At 52.3% G+C, this 19,560-nt stretch carries 12 protein-coding genes, 3 tRNA genes, 3 rRNA genes, 1 pseudogene and 1 other annotated feature; of the genes and pseudogenes, 14 read left to right on the forward strand and 5 right to left on the reverse strand.

What is annotated here, in order from left to right:
* Positions 1 to 11: 11 nt before the first annotated feature.
* Positions 12 to 995 (forward strand): transcriptional repressor RbsR, encoded by a 984-nt coding sequence (rbsR, locus tag SF3836; RefSeq protein NP_709567.2) that lies wholly within the window; start codon positions 12 to 14, stop codon positions 993 to 995.
* On the opposite strand, the gene yieO is transcribed toward rbsR, so the two are convergent.
* Positions 961 to 2,364, reverse strand: a complete 1,404-nt coding sequence (yieO, locus tag SF3837) for a transporter (protein NP_709568.2) — start codon at positions 2,362 to 2,364, stop codon at positions 961 to 963. The two genes, rbsR and yieO, sit on opposite strands and share 35 nt — an antisense overlap.
* A 46-nt stretch (positions 2,365 to 2,410) precedes the next feature.
* Entirely contained in the window at positions 2,411 to 3,103 is a 693-nt protein-coding gene (gene yieP / locus SF3838) for a hypothetical protein (protein NP_709569.3), read from the reverse strand.
* Positions 3,104 to 3,585: 482 nt separating this feature from the next.
* Between yieP and rrsC the strand changes: the two genes are divergently transcribed.
* The 6 genes from rrsC (at position 3,586) to SF4524 (ending at position 8,811) form a co-directional block, all read left to right on the forward strand.
* Positions 3,586 to 5,127, forward strand: a 16S ribosomal RNA gene (rrsC, locus tag SF4519).
* A gap of 85 nt (positions 5,128 to 5,212) precedes the next feature.
* Positions 5,213 to 5,288 (forward strand) — tRNA-Glu (locus SF4564).
* 193 nt (positions 5,289 to 5,481) lie between these two features.
* Positions 5,482 to 8,385 (forward strand): 23S ribosomal RNA (rrlC, locus tag SF4521).
* 94 nt (positions 8,386 to 8,479) lie between these two features.
* A 5S ribosomal RNA gene (rrfC, locus tag SF4522) occupies positions 8,480 to 8,598 on the forward strand.
* Together the 16S, 23S and 5S rRNA genes with 3 tRNA genes alongside form the textbook arrangement of a ribosomal RNA operon.
* Positions 8,599 to 8,650: 52 nt before the next feature.
* Positions 8,651 to 8,727, forward strand: a tRNA-Asp gene (locus SF4523).
* A gap of 8 nt (positions 8,728 to 8,735) precedes the next feature.
* Positions 8,736 to 8,811: transfer RNA gene (locus SF4524), tRNA-Trp, on the forward strand.
* Positions 8,812 to 8,906: 95 nt separating this feature from the next.
* Here the strand turns inward: SF4524 and yifA are convergent.
* A complete protein-coding gene (gene yifA / locus SF3839; protein ID NP_709570.1) occupies positions 8,907 to 9,746 on the reverse strand; it encodes a transcriptional regulator HdfR in 840 nt (279 codons plus the stop codon).
* Between the two features lie 118 nt (positions 9,747 to 9,864).
* Between yifA and yifE the strand changes: the two genes are divergently transcribed.
* Positions 9,865 to 10,203 (forward strand): hypothetical protein, encoded by a 339-nt coding sequence (yifE, locus tag SF3840; protein NP_709571.1) that lies wholly within the window; start codon positions 9,865 to 9,867, stop codon positions 10,201 to 10,203.
* Between the two features lie 24 nt (positions 10,204 to 10,227).
* Positions 10,228 to 11,737, reverse strand: a sequence feature (Similar to Escherichia coli K12 2-component regulator gi: 1790201 (517 aa). BLAST with identity of 97% in 503 aa. This CDS contains an in-frame stop codon. The sequence has been checked and is believed to be correct.).
* Here yifE and yifB read toward each other — a convergent pair.
* Positions 10,228 to 11,737, reverse strand: a pseudogene (yifB, locus tag SF3841). Its footprint overlaps the feature before it by 1,510 nt.
* 321 nt (positions 11,738 to 12,058) lie before the next feature.
* On the opposite strand from yifB, the gene ilvL reads away from it, so the two are divergent.
* The 6 genes from ilvL (at position 12,059) to ilvA (ending at position 18,613) form a co-directional block, all read left to right on the forward strand.
* Positions 12,059 to 12,157 carry an ilvG operon leader peptide gene (ilvL, locus tag SF3842; RefSeq protein ID NP_709572.1) on the forward strand — a complete coding sequence of 33 codons (99 nt, stop codon included), beginning with the start codon at positions 12,059 to 12,061 and terminating at the stop codon, positions 12,155 to 12,157.
* Between the two features lie 138 nt (positions 12,158 to 12,295).
* Entirely contained in the window at positions 12,296 to 13,942 is a 1,647-nt protein-coding gene (gene ilvG, locus SF3843) for an acetolactate synthase 2 catalytic subunit (RefSeq protein ID NP_709573.1), read from the forward strand.
* Entirely contained in the window at positions 13,942 to 14,202 is a 261-nt protein-coding gene (gene ilvM / locus SF3844) for an acetolactate synthase 2 regulatory subunit (protein ID NP_709574.2), read from the forward strand. Before ilvG ends, ilvM begins: the two co-directional genes overlap by 1 nt.
* Before the next feature lie 19 nt (positions 14,203 to 14,221).
* Positions 14,222 to 15,151: a branched-chain amino acid aminotransferase gene (ilvE, locus tag SF3845; protein NP_709575.1), complete on the forward strand. Its 930-nt coding sequence runs from the start codon at positions 14,222 to 14,224 to the stop codon at positions 15,149 to 15,151.
* A 64-nt stretch (positions 15,152 to 15,215) separates the two neighbouring features.
* Entirely contained in the window at positions 15,216 to 17,066 is a 1,851-nt protein-coding gene (gene ilvD / locus SF3846) for a dihydroxy-acid dehydratase (RefSeq protein NP_709576.1), read from the forward strand.
* Between the two features lie 2 nt (positions 17,067 to 17,068).
* Positions 17,069 to 18,613 carry a threonine dehydratase gene (gene ilvA, locus SF3847; RefSeq protein ID NP_709577.1) on the forward strand — a complete coding sequence of 515 codons (1,545 nt, stop codon included), beginning with the start codon at positions 17,069 to 17,071 and terminating at the stop codon, positions 18,611 to 18,613.
* Here the strand turns inward: ilvA and ilvY are convergent.
* Positions 18,610 to 19,500 (reverse strand): DNA-binding transcriptional regulator IlvY, encoded by an 891-nt coding sequence (gene ilvY / locus SF3849; protein NP_709578.2) that lies wholly within the window; start codon positions 19,498 to 19,500, stop codon positions 18,610 to 18,612. The two genes, ilvA and ilvY, sit on opposite strands and share 4 nt — an antisense overlap.
* Positions 19,501 to 19,560 lie beyond the last annotated feature (60 nt).

The following is a 19,560-nucleotide window of genomic DNA, read 5'->3' on the forward strand; positions in this document are numbered from 1 at the left end:
GCTTGGCTACAATGAAAGATGTTGCCCGTTTGGCGGGCGTTTCTACCTCAACAGTTTCTCACGTTATCAATAAAGATCGCTTCGTCAGTGAAGCGATTACCGCCAAAGTTGAAGCGGCGATTAAAGAACTCAATTACGCGCCATCAGCTCTGGCGCGTAGCCTCAAACTCAATCAAACACATACCATTGGCATGTTGATCACTGCCAGTACCAATCCTTTCTATTCAGAACTGGTGCGTGGCGTTGAACGCAGCTGCTTCGAACGCGGTTATAGTCTCGTCCTTTGCAATACCGAAGGCGATGAACAGCGGATGAATCGCAATCTGGAAACGCTGATGCAAAAACGCGTTGATGGCTTACTGTTACTGTGTACCGAAACGCATCAGCCTTCGCGTGAAATCATGCAACGTTATCCGACAGTGCCTACCGTGATGATGGACTGGGCTCCGTTCGATGGCGACAGCGATCTTATTCAGGATAACTCGTTGCTGGGCGGAGACTTAGCAACGCAATATCTGATCGATAAAGGTCATACCCGTATCGCCTGTATTACCGGTCCGCTGGATAAAACTCCGGCGCGCCTGCGGTTGGAAGGTTATCGGGCGGCGATGAAACGTGCGGGTCTCAACATTCCTGATGGCTATGAAGTCACTGGTGATTTTGAATTTAACGGCGGGTTTGACGCCATGCGCCAACTGTTATCACATCCGCTGCGTCCTCAGGCCGTCTTTACCGGAAATGACGCTATGGCTGTTGGCGTTTACCAGGCGTTATATCAGGCAGAGTTACAGGTTCCGCAGGATATCGCGGTGATTGGCTATGACGATATCGAACTGGCAAGCTTTATGACGCCACCATTAACCACTATCCACCAACCGAAAGATGAACTGGGGGAGCTGGCGATTGATGTACTCATCCATCGGATAACCCAGCCGACCCTTCAGCAACAACGATTACAACTTACTCCGATTCTGATGGAACGCGGTTCGGCATAGATTTACGCTGTCTTTTGATCAAATTATTACCATCGGTTGTTTTCAGAAGCATGAACATTGCTGCTGAAGCAACAGTAATAATGCCCATCGTGATAAACGTATAGTGGAATTGTTCGACAGTCGTTGTGCCTTCCATCCCTTCATAAATGCGAAGGACGGCCGCACTTACAGCAACGCCTAAACTAATCGACAGTTGCTGCGTGACCGCCAGAACACTGTTACCGCTGCTGGCGTTGTCATCGGTCAGATCGGCAAGTGTGATGGTATTCATCGCGGTAAACTGCGTCGACATAGCCATCCCTAATATAAACAACGGCAAGATCAGCATCCATATCGCCATTGCCGGTGATTGCAAAGAGAACTGAGCGATCATTAGCCCAATAATCACCGTGATCCCCACTAATGTATGGCGATAGCCCAGACGACGTAAGACTTGGGTAACCATCGATTTTGCAATAATGGAACCTAACGCTGTCGGTGCCATCATACAGCCGGCAATAAACGCCTGATAACCAAATCCTACCTGTAACATCAATGGCATAAGGAACGGTACACAGCCGGTCCCCAGACGGGTTGCAATATTGCCTACGATACCGATCGAGAAAGTGCGGGTTTTAAATAAATCTAATGAAATTAATGGGTTTGGCGTACGTCGCGCATGGAGAATATAGAGAAGCAGTAACCCGATGCTGGTGACAATTACCGTCAAGGCAATCCAGCTGGCGACAATCTTTTCCCCGAATAGCTCTATTCCGCTTGAAAAGAGAACAAGGCTGAGGCCAAACAGCAAAAAGCCAGTGATATCGAATCTGCGTCGTGCGGTGGTGAAATTGGGCATATGTTTGCGCGCGTAAAGAAGGCCCGCAATACCTATGGGGATATTAATTAAAAATATCCAGTGCCAGGTTGCCCAGGTGACCAGCACGCCGCCAAGAACGGGGCCTAAAATTGGCCCCACCAGACCCGGCATGGCGACAAAATTCAATACCGGAAGAAGTTCATTACGAGGATAAGCACGCAGTAAGGCCGGCCGAGCAACAGGCATCATCATTGCGTCGCCTATCCCTTGAATAACCCGGAAGACAACCAGCTGTGGTAGCGAATTAGAAAGTGCGCAGGCCAGAGAACCCAACGTGAACAGACTCACGGCAAGGGTAAAAATGCGACGCGTACCGAAGCGATCGGCTAGCCATCCGCTTACCGGAATAAGCATCGCCACCGTCAGCGTATAACTGATGATGGCTGATTGCATCGCGAGAGGAGAACGATTAAGGCTATGAGCGATTGCGGGTAAGGCGGTATTCAGAATAGTGGCATCAAGTGCCTGCATGAAGAAGGCCATCGCCGCGATCCACGGCAAACCCGACATACTACGCTTCTTTTTATCGCTCATTCAATGTCCTGTTATCGGGTTATCACTTATCAGGTGAGCGTAGCAGCGCCTGACAAGCTTTAAATGCCGCGTCGCCATCGCTTTGGATAATCGCATCGACAATCGCCTGGTGCAGATCCAGCTTTATCACTGTGTCGCTGGTAATTGACGTGAAGTAAGTGTGATAAACCGAATGGAATAGCGAGGCGAATGAGGTCAAAAACGGATTGGCGCTCATTTCATAGATATGCTCATGCCAGGCCATATCGACTTCGATCCAGCGTTCACGGCGAAAGTTCTCTTTTAATGCCGCCATTTCGGCCATTAACGTATTGAGATGCGCCTTCTGTTCCGCGGTGCCAACCGTTGCTGCCAGTAGGCAGGCTTGCGGCTCCAGACAGATACGCATAACCAGAAAGTGATCGATGACCTGATGAAAGTTCTCTTCTGTTATCCACCAAGTAAGCAATTCCTGATCAAGAAAATTCCAGTTCGATTGTGGCATGACCCGAGTACCAATTCGCGGTCGCGGTAAAACCATCCCTTTTGCCGTTAACGTTTTGACCGCTTCGCGTACCGCTGTACGACTCACTCCAAATTGCTCGCCCAGCTCAATCTCACCGGGCAAAATGGTGCCGGGTTCATATTCACCTTTTAAGATCCGTTGCGCCAGCTTCTCAGCCAGAACATACGAAAGGTTTTTCTGTGCAGCTAACTGTTGTGCGCTTAAAGGCATTACTTATCTTCCTTTTTCTTTTTATTCCTCCTTAGTATGCCACCAGGAAGTGTGATTACGGTTGCAAAAACGGCAAATTGCTTGTTTTATGGCACATTAACGGGGTGTTTTGCTGAAAAAATGCGCGGTCAGAAAATTATTTTAAATTTCCTCTTGTCAGGCCGGGATAACTCCCTATAATACGCCACCACTGACACGGAACAACGGCAAATACGCCGCCGGGTCAGCGGGGTTCTCCTGAGAATTCCGACAGAAAAAGCAAAAATAAATGATTGACTCTGTAGCGGGAAAGCGTATTATGCACACCCCCCGCGCCGCTGAGAAAAAGCGAAGCGCACTGCTCTTTAACAATTTATCAGACAATCTGTGTGGGCACTCGAAGATACGGATTCTTAACGTCGCAAGACGAAAAATGAATACCAAGTCTCAAGAGTGAACACGTAATTCATTACGAAGTTTAATTCTTTGAGCATCAAACTTTTAAATTGAAGAGTTTGATCATGGCTCAGATTGAACGCTGGCGGCAGGCCTAACACATGCAAGTCGAACGGTAACAGGAAGCAGCTTGCTGTTTCGCTGACGAGTGGCGGACGGGTGAGTAATGTCTGGGAAACTGCCTGATGGAGGGGGATAACTACTGGAAACGGTAGCTAATACCGCATAACGTCGCAAGACCAAAGAGGGGGACCTTCGGGCCTCTTGCCATCGGATGTGCCCAGATGGGATTAGCTAGTAGGTGGGGTAACGGCTCACCTAGGCGACGATCCCTAGCTGGTCTGAGAGGATGACCAGCCACACTGGAACTGAGACACGGTCCAGACTCCTACGGGAGGCAGCAGTGGGGAATATTGCACAATGGGCGCAAGCCTGATGCAGCCATGCCGCGTGTATGAAGAAGGCCTTCGGGTTGTAAAGTACTTTCAGCGGGGAGGAAGGGAGTAAAGTTAATACCTTTGCTCATTGACGTTACCCGCAGAAGAAGCACCGGCTAACTCCGTGCCAGCAGCCGCGGTAATACGGAGGGTGCAAGCGTTAATCGGAATTACTGGGCGTAAAGCGCACGCAGGCGGTTTGTTAAGTCAGATGTGAAATCCCCGGGCTCAACCTGGGAACTGCATCTGATACTGGCAAGCTTGAGTCTCGTAGAGGGGGGTAGAATTCCAGGTGTAGCGGTGAAATGCGTAGAGATCTGGAGGAATACCGGTGGCGAAGGCGTCCCCCTGGACGAAGACTGACGCTCAGGTGCGAAAGCGTGGGGAGCAAACAGGATTAGATACCCTGGTAGTCCACGCCGTAAACGATGTCGACTTGGAGGTTGTGCCCTTGAGGCGTGGCTTCCGGAGCTAACGCGTTAAGTCGACCGCCTGGGGAGTACGGCCGCAAGGTTAAAACTCAAATGAATTGACGGGGGCCCGCACAAGCGGTGGAGCATGTGGTTTAATTCGATGCAACGCGAAGAACCTTACCTGGTCTTGACATCCACGGAAGTTTTCAGAGATGAGAATGTGCCTTCGGGAACCGTGAGACAGGTGCTGCATGGCTGTCGTCAGCTCGTGTTGTGAAATGTTGGGTTAAGTCCCGCAACGAGCGCAACCCTTATCCTTTGTTGCCAGCGGTCCGGCCGGGAACTCAAAGGAGACTGCCAGTGATAAACTGGAGGAAGGTGGGGATGACGTCAAGTCATCATGGCCCTTACGACCAGGGCTACACACGTGCTACAATGGCGCATACAAAGAGAAGCGACCTCGCGAGAGCAAGCGGACCTCATAAAGTGCGTCGTAGTCCGGATTGGAGTCTGCAACTCGACTCCATGAAGTCGGAATCGCTAGTAATCGTGGATCAGAATGCCACGGTGAATACGTTCCCGGGCCTTGTACACACCGCCCGTCACACCATGGGAGTGGGTTGCAAAAGAAGTAGGTAGCTTAACCTTCGGGAGGGCGCTTACCACTTTGTGATTCATGACTGGGGTGAAGTCGTAACAAGGTAACCGTAGGGGAACCTGCGGTTGGATCACCTCCTTACCTTAAAGAAGCGTTCTTTGTAGTGCTCACACAGATTGTCTGATAGAAAGTGAAAAGCAAGGCGTCTTGCGAAGCAGACTGATACGTCCCCTTCGTCTAGAGGCCCAGGACACCGCCCTTTCACGGCGGTAACAGGGGTTCGAATCCCCTAGGGGACGCCACTTGCTGGTTTGTGAGTGAAAGTCACCTGCCTTGATATCTCAAAACTCATCTTCGGGTGATGTTTGAGATATTTGCTCTTTAAAAATCTGGATCAAGCTGAAAATTGAAACACTGAACAACGAAAGTTGTTCGTGAGTCTCTCAAATTTTCGCAACACGATGATGAGTCGAAAGAAACATCTTCGGGTTGTGAGGTTAAGCGACTAAGCGTACACGGTGGATGCCCTGGCAGTCAGAGGCGATGAAGGACGTGCTAATCTGCGATAAGCGTCGGTAAGGTGATATGAACCGTTATAACCGGCGATTTCCGAATGGGGAAACCCAGTGTGATTCGTCACACTATCATTAACTGAATCCATAGGTTAATGAGGCGAACCGGGGGAACTGAAACATCTAAGTACCCCGAGGAAAAGAAATCAACCGAGATTCCCCCAGTAGCGGCGAGCGAACGGGGAGCAGCCCAGAGCCTGAATCAGTGTGTGTGTTAGTGGAAGCGTCTGGAAAGGCGTGCGATACAGGGTGACAGCCCCGTACACAAAAATGCACATACTGTGAGCTCGATGAGTAGGGCGGGACACGTGGTATCCTGTCTGAATATGGGGGGACCATCCTCCAAGGCTAAATACTCCTGACTGACCGATAGTGAACCAGTACCGTGAGGGAAAGGCGAAAAGAACCCCGGCGAGGGGAGTGAAAAAGAACCTGAAACCGTGTACGTACAAGCAGTGGGAGCACGCTTAGGCGTGTGACTGCGTACCTTTTGTATAATGGGTCAGCGACTTATATTCTGTAGCAAGGTTAACCGAATAGGGGAGCCGAAGGGAAACCGAGTCTTAACTGGGCGTTAAGTTGCAGGGTATAGACCCGAAACCCGGTGATCTAGCCATGGGCAGGTTGAAGGTTGGGTAACACTAACTGGAGGACCGAACCGACTAATGTTGAAAAATTAGCGGATGACTTGTGGCTGGGGGTGAAAGGCCAATCAAACCGGGAGATAGCTGGTTCTCCCCGAAAGCTATTTAGGTAGCGCCTCGTGAATTCATCTCCGGGGGTAGAGCACTGTTTCGGCAAGGGGGTCATCCCGACTTACCAACCCGATGCAAACTGCGAATACCGGAGAATGTTATCACGGGAGACACACGGCGGGTGCTAACGTCCGTCGTGAAGAGGGAAACAACCCAGACCGCCAGCTAAGGTCCCAAAGTCATGGTTAAGTGGGAAACGATGTGGGAAGGCCCAGACAGCCAGGATGTTGGCTTAGAAGCAGCCATCATTTAAAGAAAGCGTAATAGCTCACTGGTCGAGTCGGCCTGCGCGGAAGATGTAACGGGGCTAAACCATGCACCGAAGCTGCGGCAGCGACGCTTATGCGTTGTTGGGTAGGGGAGCGTTCTGTAAGCCTGTGAAGGTGTGCTGTGAGGTATGCTGGAGGTATCAGAAGTGCGAATGCTGACATAAGTAACGATAAAGCGGGTGAAAAGCCCGCTCGCCGGAAGACCAAGGGTTCCTGTCCAACGTTAATCGGGGCAGGGTGAGTCGACCCCTAAGGCGAGGCCGAAAGGCGTAGTCGATGGGAAACAGGTTAATATTCCTGTACTTGGTGTTACTGCGAAGGGGGGACGGAGAAGGCTATGTTGGCCGGGCGACGGTTGTCCCGGTTTAAGCGTGTAGGCTGGTTTTCCAGGCAAATCCGGAAAATCAAGGCCGAGGCGTGATGACGAGGCACTACGGTGCTGAAGCAACAAATGCCCTGCTTCCAGGAAAAGCCTCTAAGCATCAGGTAACATCAAATCGTACCCCAAACCGACACAGGTGGTCAGGTAGAGAATACCAAGGCGCTTGAGAGAACTCGGGTGAAGGAACTAGGCAAAATGGTGCCGTAACTTCGGGAGAAGGCACGCTGATACGTAGGTGAAGCGACTTGCTCGTGGAGCTGAAATCAGTCGAAGATACCAGCTGGCTGCAACTGTTTATTAAAAACACAGCACTGTGCAAACACGAAAGTGGACGTATACGGTGTGACGCCTGCCCGGTGCCGGAAGGTTAATTGATGGGGTTAGCGCAAGCGAAGCTCTTGATCGAAGCCCCGGTAAACGGCGGCCGTAACTATAACGGTCCTAAGGTAGCGAAATTCCTTGTCGGGTAAGTTCCGACCTGCACGAATGGCGTAATGATGGCCAGGCTGTCTCCACCCGAGACTCAGTGAAATTGAACTCGCTGTGAAGATGCAGTGTACCCGCGGCAAGACGGAAAGACCCCGTGAACCTTTACTATAGCTTGACACTGAACATTGAGCCTTGATGTGTAGGATAGGTGGGAGGCTTTGAAGTGTGGACGCCAGTCTGCATGGAGCCGACCTTGAAATACCACCCTTTAATGTTTGATGTTCTAACGTGGACCCGTGATCCGGGTTGCGGACAGTGTCTGGTGGGTAGTTTGACTGGGGCGGTCTCCTCCTAAAGAGTAACGGAGGAGCACGAAGGTTGGCTAATCCTGGTCGGACATCAGGAGGTTAGTGCAATGGCATAAGCCAGCTTGACTGCGAGCGTGACGGCGCGAGCAGGTGCGAAAGCAGGTCATAGTGATCCGGTGGTTCTGAATGGAAGGGCCATCGCTCAACGGATAAAAGGTACTCCGGGGATAACAGGCTGATACCGCCCAAGAGTTCATATCGACGGCGGTGTTTGGCACCTCGATGTCGGCTCATCACATCCTGGGGCTGAAGTAGGTCCCAAGGGTATGGCTGTTCGCCATTTAAAGTGGTACGCGAGCTGGGTTTAGAACGTCGTGAGACAGTTCGGTCCCTATCTGCCGTGGGCGCTGGAGAACTGAGGGGGGCTGCTCCTAGTACGAGAGGACCGGAGTGGACGCATCACTGGTGTTCGGGTTGTCATGCCAATGGCACTGCCCGGTAGCTAAATGCGGAAGAGATAAGTGCTGAAAGCATCTAAGCACGAAACTTGCCCCGAGATGAGTTCTCCCTGACCCTTTAAGGGTCCTGAAGGAACGTTGAAGACGACGACGTTGATAGGCCGGGTGTGTAAGCGCAGCGATGCGTTGAGCTAACCGGTACTAATGAACCGTGAGGCTTAACCTTACAACGCCGAAGATGTTTTGGCGGATTGAGAGAAGATTTTCAGCCTGATACAGATTAAATCAGAACGCAGAAGCGGTCTGATAAAACAGAATTAGCCTGGCGGCCGTAGCGCGGTGGTCCCACCTGACCCCATGCCGAACTCAGAAGTGAAACGCCGTAGCGCCGATGGTAGTGTGGGGTCTCCCCATGCGAGAGTAGGGAACTGCCAGGCATCAAATTAAGCAGTAAGCCGGTCGTAAAACCGGTGGTTGTAAAAGAATTCGGTGGAGCGGTAGTTCAGTCGGTTAGAATACCTGCCTGTCACGCAGGGGGTCGCGGGTTCGAGTCCCGTCCGTTCCGCCACCCTAATTAGGGGCGTAGTTCAATTGGTAGAGCACCGGTCTCCAAAACCGGGTGTTGGGAGTTCGAGTCTCTCCGCCCCTGCCGAAATCATCCTTAGCGAAACGTAAGGATTTTTTTTATCTGAAAATAATCCTCTCCGAAGTAAATCCTTCTACCGGCATCCTTGCCAGCCATTCAGATTAATACACTTCATCCAGCACGTTAATTTTCAAAAGATCGCGAATCAACGCATTTTTATCGCTATTTTGCAGCCATATGGCATAAAGCGGCCGTGAAAGTGTTGTGCTATCGACAACGGTATGCAGGCCGCCTTTTTTACGCGCCCAGCTGACGGGTAGCCAGGTGCAACCATTAAGCATCGCAATCTGTTGCTGTGCCAGTTCAGCAGAACTGGTTGTCAGAATGGGAACTTCGTCAGCACCGATCAAACCTGCCTCATGCTGTTGAAAATCTGGCCCCCACTCCAGTCGCAGATAGTTAAGATCTCCCTTTAGTTTAGAAGGGGCACTGGTATAAAGCGCTAAAGTGAAATACCCCAGCAACTGACTACTAAATTCGTCCATTTTGGGCGCTTCAGTGGTAATAAGAAGATCAAGCTGGCGTTCATGCAGCTGTTTTACCAGAGACTGCCGTTGGGCAATTCGCGCTTCGAACTGTAAGCCTGTATGGGCATCCTGATTTTGATACAAGCGTCCCAACCACTGATTAAGCATACATTCCCACAACGAGGCGCTGGCACCGATAGAAAACTCGTTATGTCGTGAGGTATGCGCCACCTCCTTGCGGGCGGCCTGCCAGGTGCTCATGAGCGTTTCTGCATAAGGCAGTAGTTTTTCACCGGCAGCGGTTAAACGGATATTGTTTCTGTGGCGGGTGAAAAGGTTCACACCCAGTTGATTTTCCAGTTGTCTGATTCGAAAGCTCACTGCTGACTGGGTCAGATAGAGCGATTCAGCCGCTCGACCAAAGTGACGCGTTCGGCTAACTTCCAGGAAAGTTTTTAACAATTCCGTATCCACAGTGCTCTCCGCAAAATTATTTGTCGTTATGATTTAAATGTTTTGTTTTACACTCTGTCAAGCGTAACTAATACTCCGCGCCATAACTAGCTCGGTCAAAGAATTAGGAGCGTGCAGGATGGCGGAAAGCTTTACGACGACTAATCGATATTTCGACAATAAACATTATCCACGTGGATTCTCTCGTCATGGTGATTTCACCATCAAAGAGGCACAACTGCTTGAGCGTCATGGTTATGCCTTCAATGAGTTGGATCTTGGCAAACGCGAGCCGGTTACCGAGGAAGAGAAACTCTTCGTAGCAGTATGCCGTGGCGAACGTGAGCCAGTGACAGAAGCAGAACGCGTGTGGTCCAAGTATATGACGCGTATTAAGCGTCCAAAACGTTTTCACACCCTTTCCGGCGGTAAACCGCAGGTTGAAGGTGCTGAAGACTACACCGATTCTGACGATTAATAAAAAGGGCGAAATGCCCTTTTTTTATGTCAGTAGTTTTTGCAGATGGATGAGCAAACGGTCAATCGCACGATAGCTAACTGCCTCCTGCAAATGCTGACGTGTGATAATGTCAGACTGATCAATATCAGCAATGGTTCGTGCAACTTTCAGTAACCGCTGCCAGGCACGAATCGATAACCCCAGATGGATCAGCGTTTCTTCCAACCACATCGCATCTTCGCTCTCAAGTTTGCAGAATTGGCGTATTTCCGGACTATCCAGCCAGGCATTCAGTTTATTCTGCCGCTTAAATTGGCGCTCTCTGGCGGCCATTACGCGTTGTTTAACGGTGGCGCTGCTTTCTCCCGGCACTACCGTTTTACTCAAAATGCCGGGGGGTGGTAATGGGATCTCCAGTGAGATAACGTAATGTCTGTTCTGGCGTGCAGCGGTTATGGTTTCCCTGATAATGTCCGGTAGGGCTGGGATTCATCGCCGCAACAAGCTGGAAACGGGCTGGATAGGTTATTTTTGCTCGTGTGCGTGAAAGATGGATCTGCCCGGATTCAATCGGCTCTCGCAAGGCATCCAGTGTACGCCGTTCAAATTCAGGTAGCTCATCAAGAAAAAGCACGCCGTTATGCGCCAACGAAATTTCACCTGGCCCTGGAATTGCACCACCGCCCACCATCGCAGTTAACGACGCACTGTGATGAGGTGAGCGGAACGGGCGCTGCCGCCATTGTTTTTGTACTGATTCAGCATTTACCAGACTTAATATCGCAGCGCTCTCCAGTGCCTCTTCATTGCTTAAATCTGGCAACAGGCCATTAATACGGCTGGCGAGCATTGTTTTACCTGTTCCCGGCGGCCCAATCAGTAAAAGGTTGTGCCCACCAGCGGCGGTAATTTCCAGTCCTCGTTTTCCTTGCTCCTGACCGACAACATCACTGAGATCATGTTGTAGCGCCCGGGATACTGCATCAGTTGGTTTCGGGCGTTCGAGAGTGTTCTTACCTTCCAGAAACGCACAGACAGCCTGCAGATGATCGGCTATCAGGCATCCTTCACCGTTAATTAGCCCCACTTCATCTTCGTTATCTTTCGCGACGATAATTTTTCTGCCCGACTTAATAGCTTCAGTTGCACTGGAGATTGCACCGGGAACGCCACGCAGAGCGCCTGTAAGCGCTAGTTCTCCGACTAATTCATATTCATCTAACTTATTGGCTGTAAGCTGTTCTGAGGCCGCCAGCAACGCAATGGCGATAGGTAAATCATATCGTCCCCCTTCTTTTGGCAGATCGGCTGGAGCAAGGTTGATGGTGATTTTTTTCGCCGGATATTCATATCCGCTATTGATAATGGCGCTGCGCACGCGATCGCGAGCTTCTTTCACCGTTGTTTCTGTTAAGCCCACCATCGTTAAGCCGGGTAGACCTTTACTGATATGTACCTCAACAGTGATTGGGGGCGCATTTACTTCCAGGGCTGCGCGGGTATGAACAATTGACAGTGACATAAACCCTCCTTGAGTCACCATTATGTGCATAAGATATCGCTGCTGTAGCCCGCTAATTCGTGAATTTTAGTGGCTGATTCCTGTTTATTTGTGCAAGTGAAGTTGAGTTGTTCTGGCGGTGGAATGATGCTCGCAAAAATGCAGCGGACAAAGGATGAACTACGAGGAAGGGAACAACATTTATACTGAAATTGAATTTTTTCACTCACTATTTTCTTTTTAAAAAACAACAATTTCTATTGAAATTATTAAAGCCATCATAAAAATAGGCCCAAAAATATCTTGTGCTATTCGCAAAATCTATGGTAACTCTTTAGGCATTCCTTCGAACAAGATGCAAGAAAAGACAAAATGACAGCCCTTCTACGAGTGATTAGCCTGGTCGTGATTAGCGTGGTGGTGATTATTATCCCACCGTGCGGGGCTGCACTTGGACGAGGAAAGGCTTAGAGATCAAGCCTTAACGAACTAAGACCCCCGCACCGAAAGGTCCGGGGGTTTTTTTGACCTTAAAAACATAACCGAGGAGCAGACAATGAATAACAGCACAAAATTCTGTTTCTCAAGATTCAGGACGGGGAACTAACTATGAATGGCGCACAGTGGGTGGTACATGCGTTGCGGGCACAGGGTGTGAACACCGTTTTCGGTTATCCGGGTGGCGCAATTATGCCGGTTTACGATGCATTGTATGACGGCGGCGTGGAGCACTTGCTGTGCCGACATGAGCAGGGTGCGGCAATGGCGGCTATCGGTTATGCCCGTGCTACCGGTAAAACTGGCGTATGTATCGCCACGTCTGGTCCGGGCGCAACCAACCTGATAACCGGGCTTGCGGACGCACTGTTAGATTCCATCCCTGTCGTTGCCATCACTGGTCAGGTGTCCGCACCGTTTATCGGCACCGACGCATTTCAGGAAGTGGATGTCCTGGGATTGTCGTTAGCCTGTACCAAGCACAGCTTTCTGGTGCAGTCTCTGGAAGAGTTGCCGCGCATCATGGCTGAAGCATTCGACGTTGCCAGCTCAGGTCGTCCTGGTCCGGTTCTGGTCGATATCCCAAAAGATATCCAGTTAGCCAGCGGCGATCTGGAACCGTGGTTCACCACCGTTGAAAACGAAGTGACTTTCCCACATGCCGAAGTCGAGCAAGCGCGCCAGATGCTGGCAAAAGCGCAAAAACCGATGCTGTACGTTGGCGGTGGCGTGGGGATGGCGCAGGCAGTTCCGGCTTTGCGTGAATTTCTCGCTGCCACAAAAATGCCTGCCACCTGTACGCTGAAAGGGCTGGGCGCAGTAGAAGCAGATTATCCGTACTATCTGGGCATGCTGGGGATGCACGGAACCAAAGCGGCAAACTTCGCGGTGCAGGAGTGTGACCTGCTGATCGCCGTGGGTGCACGTTTTGATGACCGGGTGACCGGCAAACTGAACACCTTCGCACCACACGCCAGTGTTATCCATATGGATATCGACCCGGCAGAAATGAACAAGCTGCGTCAGGCACATGTGGCATTACAAGGTGATTTAAATGCTCTGTTACCAGCATTACAGCAGCCGTTAAATATCAATGACTGGCAGCAACACTGCGCGCAGCTGCGTGATGAACATTCCTGGCGTTACGACCATCCCGGTGACGCTATCTACGCTCCGTTGTTGTTAAAACAACTGTCGGATCGTAAACCTGCGGATTGCGTCGTGACCACAGATGTGGGGCAGCACCAGATGTGGGCTGCGCAGCACATCGCCCACACTCGCCCGGAAAATTTCATCACCTCCAGCGGCTTAGGTACCATGGGTTTTGGTTTACCGGCGGCAGTTGGCGCACAAGTCGCGCGACCGAACGATACCGTTGTCTGTATCTCCGGTGACGGCTCTTTCATGATGAATGTGCAAGAGCTGGGCACCGTAAAACGCAAGCAGTTACCGTTGAAAATCGTCTTACTCGATAACCAACGGTTAGGGATGGTTCGACAATGGCAGCAACTGTTTTTTCAGGAACGATACAGCGAAACCACCCTTACCGATAACCCCGATTTCCTCATGTTAGCCAGCGCCTTCGGCATCCCTGGCCAACACATCACCCGTAAAGACCAGGTTGAAGCGGCACTCGACACCATGCTGAACAGTGATGGGCCATACCTGCTTCATGTCTCAATCGACGAACTTGAGAACGTCTGGCCGCTGGTGCCGCCAGGTGCCAGTAATTCAGAAATGTTGGAGAAATTATCATGATGCAACATCAGGTCAATGTATCGGCTCGCTTCAATCCGGAAACCTTAGAACGTGTTTTACGCGTGGTGCGTCATCGTGGTTTCCACGTCTGCTCAATGAATATGGCTGCCGCCAGCGATGCACAAAATATAAATATCGAATTGACCGTTGCCAGCCCACGGTCGGTCGACTTACTGTTTAGTCAGTTAAATAAACTGGTGGACGTCGCACACGTTGCCATCTGCCAGAGCACAACCACATCACAACAAATCCGCGCCTGAGCGCAAAAGGAATATAAAAATGACCACGAAGAAAGCTGATTACATTTGGTTCAATGGGGAGATGGTTCGCTGGGAAGACGCGAAGGTGCATGTGATGTCGCACGCGCTGCACTATGGCACCTCGGTTTTTGAAGGCATCCGTTGCTACGACTCACACAAAGGACCGGTTGTATTCCGCCATCGTGAGCATATGCAGCGTCTGCATGACTCCGCCAAAATCTATCGCTTCCCGGTTTCACAGAGCATTGATGAGCTGATGGAAGCTTGTCGTGACGTGATCCGCAAAAACAATCTCACCAGCGCCTATATCCGTCCGCTGATCTTCGTCGGTGATGTTGGCATGGGAGTAAACCCGCCAGCGGGATACTCAACCGATGTGATTATCGCCGCTTTCCCGTGGGGAGCGTATCTGGGCGCAGAAGCGCTGGAGCAGGGGATCGATGCGATGGTTTCCTCCTGGAACCGCGCAGCACCAAACACCATCCCAACTGCGGCAAAAGCCGGTGGTAACTATCTCTCTTCCCTGCTGGTGGGTAGCGAAGCGCGCCGCCACGGTTATCAGGAAGGTATCGCGCTGGATGTGAACGGTTATATCTCTGAAGGCGCAGGCGAAAACCTGTTTGAAGTGAAAGATGGTGTGCTGTTCACCCCACCGTTCACCTCCTCCGCGCTGCCGGGTATTACCCGTGATGCCATCATCAAACTGGCGAAAGAGCTGGGAATTGAAGTGCGTGAGCAGGTGCTGTCGCGCGAATCCCTGTACTTGGCGGATGAAGTCTTTATGTCCGGTACGGCGGCAGAAATCACGCCAGTGCGCAGCGTAGACGGTATTCAGATTGGCGAAGGCCGTTGTGGCCCGGTTACCAAACGCATTCAGCAAGCCTTCTTCGGCCTCTTCACTGGCGAAACCGAAGATAAATGGGGCTGGTTAGATCAAGTTAATCAATAAATACAAAAAATGGGACGGCACGCACCGTCCCATTTACGAGACAGACACTGGGAGTAAATAAAGTATGCCTAAGTACCGTTCCGCCACCACCACTCATGGTCGTAATATGGCGGGTGCTCGTGCGCTGTGGCGCGCCACCGGAATGACCGACGCCGATTTTGGCAAGCCGATTATCGCGGTTGTGAACTCGTTCACCCAATTTGTACCGGGTCACGTCCATCTGCGCGATCTCGGTAAACTGGTCGCCGAACAAATTGAAGCGGCTGGCGGCGTTGCCAAAGAGTTCAACACCATTGCGGTGGATGATGGGATTGCCATGGGCCACGGGGGGATGCTTTATTCACTTCCATCTCGCGAACTGATCGCTGATTCCGTTGAGTATATGGTCAACGCCCACTGCGCCGACGCCATGGTCTGCATCTCTAACTGCGACAAAATCACCCCGGGGATGCTGATGGCTTCCCTGCGCCTGAATATTCCGGTGATCTTTGTTTCCGGCGGCCCGATGGAGGCCGGGAAAACCAAACTGTCCGATCAGATAATCAAACTCGATCTGGTTGATGCGATGATCCAGGGCGCAGACCCGAAAGTTTCTGACTCCCAGAGCGATCAGGTTGAACGTTCCGCGTGTCCGACCTGCGGCTCCTGCTCCGGGATGTTTACCGCTAACTCAATGAACTGCCTGACCGAAGCGCTGGGCCTGTCGCAGCCGGGCAACGGCTCGCTGCTGGCAACCCACGCGGACCGTAAGCAGTTGTTCCTCAATGCCGGTAAACGCATTGTTGAATTGACCAAACGTTACTACGAGCAAAACGACGAAAGTGCACTGCCGCGCAATATTGCTAGCAAAGCGGCGTTTGAAAATGCCATGACGCTGGATATCGCGATGGGCGGCTCTACCAACACGGTACTTCACCTGCTGGCGGCGGCGCAGGAAGCGGAAATCGACTTCACCATGAGTGATATCGACAAACTTTCGCGTAAAGTCCCGCAGTTATGCAAAGTTGCGCCGAGCACCCAAAAATACCATATGGAAGATGTTCACCGTGCTGGTGGTGTTATCGGTATTCTCGGTGAACTGGATCGCGCGGGGTTACTGAACCGTGATGTGAAAAACGTACTTGGCCTGACGTTGCCGCAAACTCTGGAACAATACGACGTTATGCTGACCCAGGATGACGCGGTAAAAAATATGTTCCGCGCAGGCCCTGCGGGCATTCGTACTACACAGGCATTCTCGCAGGATTGCCGTTGGGATTCTCTCGATGACGATCGCGCAAACGGCTGTATCCGCTCGCTGGAACACGCCTACAGCAAAGACGGCGGCCTGGCGGTGCTCTACGGTAATTTTGCTGAAAACGGCTGCATCGTGAAAACCGCGGGCGTCGATGACAGCATCCTCAAATTCACCGGCCCGGCGAAAGTGTACGAAAGCCAGGACGACGCGGTAGAAGCGATCCTCGGTGGCAAAGTTGTCGCGGGCGATGTGGTGGTGATCCGCTATGAAGGCCCGAAAGGCGGCCCTGGCATGCAGGAAATGCTCTACCCAACCAGCTTCCTGAAATCAATGGGTCTCGGTAAAGCCTGTGCGCTGATCACCGACGGTCGTTTCTCTGGCGGCACCTCTGGTCTTTCCATCGGCCACGTCTCACCGGAAGCGGCAAGCGGCGGCAGCATTGGTCTGATTGAAGATGGTGACCTGATCGCTATCGACATCCCGAACCGTGGCATTCAGTTACAGGTAAGCGATGCCGAACTGGCGGCGCGTCGTGAAGCGCAGGAAGCTCGGGGTGACAAAGCCTGGACGCCGAAAAACCGTGAACGTCAGGTTTCCTTTGCCCTGTGCGCCTACGCCAGCCTGGCAACCAGCGCCGACAAAGGTGCGGTGCGCGATAAATCGAAACTGGGGGGTTAATAATGGCTGACTCGCAACCCCTGTCCGGTGCTCCGGAAGGTGCCGAATATTTAAGAGCAGTGCTGCGCGCGCCGGTTTACGAGGCGGCGCAGGTTACGCCGCTACAAAAAATGGAAAAACTGTCGTCGCGTCTTGATAACGTCATTCTGGTGAAGCGCGAAGATCGCCAGCCAGTGCACAGCTTTAAGCTGCGCGGCGCATACGCCATGATGGCGGGCCTGACGGAAGAACAAAAAGCGCACGGCGTGATCACTGCTTCTGCGGGTAACCACGCGCAGGGCGTCGCGTTTTCTTCTGCGCGGTTAGGCGTGAAGGCCCTGATCGTTATGCCAACCGCCACCGCCGACATCAAAGTCGATGCGGTACGTGGATTCGGCGGCGAAGTGCTGCTTCATGGCGCGAACTTTGACGAAGCGAAAGCTAAAGCGATCGAACTGTCACAGCAGCAGGGGTTCACCTGGGTGCCGCCGTTCGACCATCCGATGGTGATTGCCGGGCAAGGCACGCTGGCGCTGGAACTGCTCCAGCAGGACGCCCATCTCGACCGCGTATTTGTGCCAGTCGGCGGCGGCGGTCTGGCGGCGGGCGTAGCGGTGCTGATCAAACAACTGATGCCGCAAATCAAAGTGATCGCCGTAGAAGCGGAAGACTCCGCCTGCCTGAAAGCAGCGCTGGATGCGGGTCATCCGGTTGATCTGCCACGCGTGGGACTGTTCGCCGAAGGTGTCGCGGTAAAACGCATCGGTGACGAAACCTTCCGTTTATGCCAGGAGTATCTCGACGACATCATCACCGTCGATAGCGATGCGATCTGTGCGGCGATGAAGGATTTATTCGAAGATGTGCGTGCGGTGGCGGAACCCTCTGGCGCGCTGGCGCTGGCGGGAATGAAAAAATATATCGCCCAGCACAACATTCGCGGCGAACGGCTGGCGCATATTCTTTCCGGTGCCAACGTGAACTTCCACGGCCTGCGCTACGTCTCGGAACGCTGCGAACTGGGCGAACAGCGTGAAGCGTTGTTGGCGGTGACCATTCCGGAAGAAAAAGGCAGCTTCCTCAAATTCTGCCAACTGCTTGGCGGGCGATCGGTCACCGAGTTCAACTACCGTTTTGCCGATGCCAAAAACGCCTGCATCTTTGTCGGCGTGCGCCTGAGCCGCGGCCTCGAAGAGCGCAAAGAAATTTTGCAGATGCTCAACGACGGCGGCTACAGCGTGGTGGATCTCTCCGACGACGAAATGGCGAAGTTGCATGTGCGCTATATGGTCGGCGGGCGTCCGTCACATCCGTTGCAGGAACGCCTCTACAGCTTCGAATTCCCGGAATCACCGGGCGCGCTGCTGCGCTTCCTCAACACGCTGGGTACGCACTGGAACATTTCTTTGTTCCACTATCGCAGCCATGGCACCGACTACGGGCGCGTACTGGCGGCGTTCGAACTTGGCGACCATGAACCGGATTTCGAAACCCGGCTGAATGAGCTGGGCTACGATTGCCACGACGAAACCAATAACCCGGCGTTCAGGTTCTTTTTGGCGGGTTAATGGTTCGGCAAAATCTTCCAGAATGCCTCAATTAGCGGCTCATGTAGCCGCTTTTTCTGCGCACACACGCCCAGCTCAAACGGCGTTTTCTCATCGCTGCGCTCTAAAATCATCACGCGGTTACGCACCGGTTCGGGGCTGTTTTCCAGCACCACTTCCGGCAACAATGCCACGCCACAGCCGAGCGCCACCATCGATACCATCGCTTCATGCCCGCCAACCGTGGCGTAAATCATCGGGTTACTGATTTTATTGCGTCGGAACCACAACTCAATGCGGCGGCGCACCGGCCCCTGATCGGCCATGATAAACGGTACCGTTGACCAGTCCGGCTTTTCGACAGAAACCTGATTACGCACCGGGCAGGGCAATGCGGGTGCAATCAACACCACTGCCAGATTCTCCAACATCGAAAACGCCACCGCGCCGGGCAGAGTCTCTGGCTTCCCGGCAATCGCCAGATCAGCTTCACCTGTGACGACTTTTTCCATTGCATCTGCCGCATCACCGGTAGTGAGTTTGATCTCCACCGACGGGTGTTCCGCGCGGAAGCGATCCAGAATCGGCGGCAGATGGCTGTAAGCGGCGGTCACCGAGCAGAAGATATGTAATTCGCCATAGAGCAACGGCCCTTGCTGGTCGATGGTGTGGCGCAGCTGCTGATACTGCAACAGCGTTTGCTGGGCGAAAACGCGCAGTTCTTCGCCCGCTTCAGTCAGCGTCACCGTGCGGTTATCGCGCACAAACAGCGGCTGGCCGAGATCTTCTTCCAGGCGCTGAATCTGCCGTGAGAGCGTGGACGGGCTAACGTGCATCGCCCGCGCGCTGCGGCCAAAATGGCGGCTTTCCGCCAGATGCAGGAAGGTTTTCAGATCGCGTAAATCCAATGGCGCAGCCCTCAATGTTGACGTTGCAGAAATTGCAATGTGACGTTGTGAATATATCAA

Source organism: Shigella flexneri 2a str. 301 (genome assembly GCF_000006925.2).
Classification (GTDB): Bacteria; Pseudomonadota; Gammaproteobacteria; order Enterobacterales; family Enterobacteriaceae; genus ECMA0423.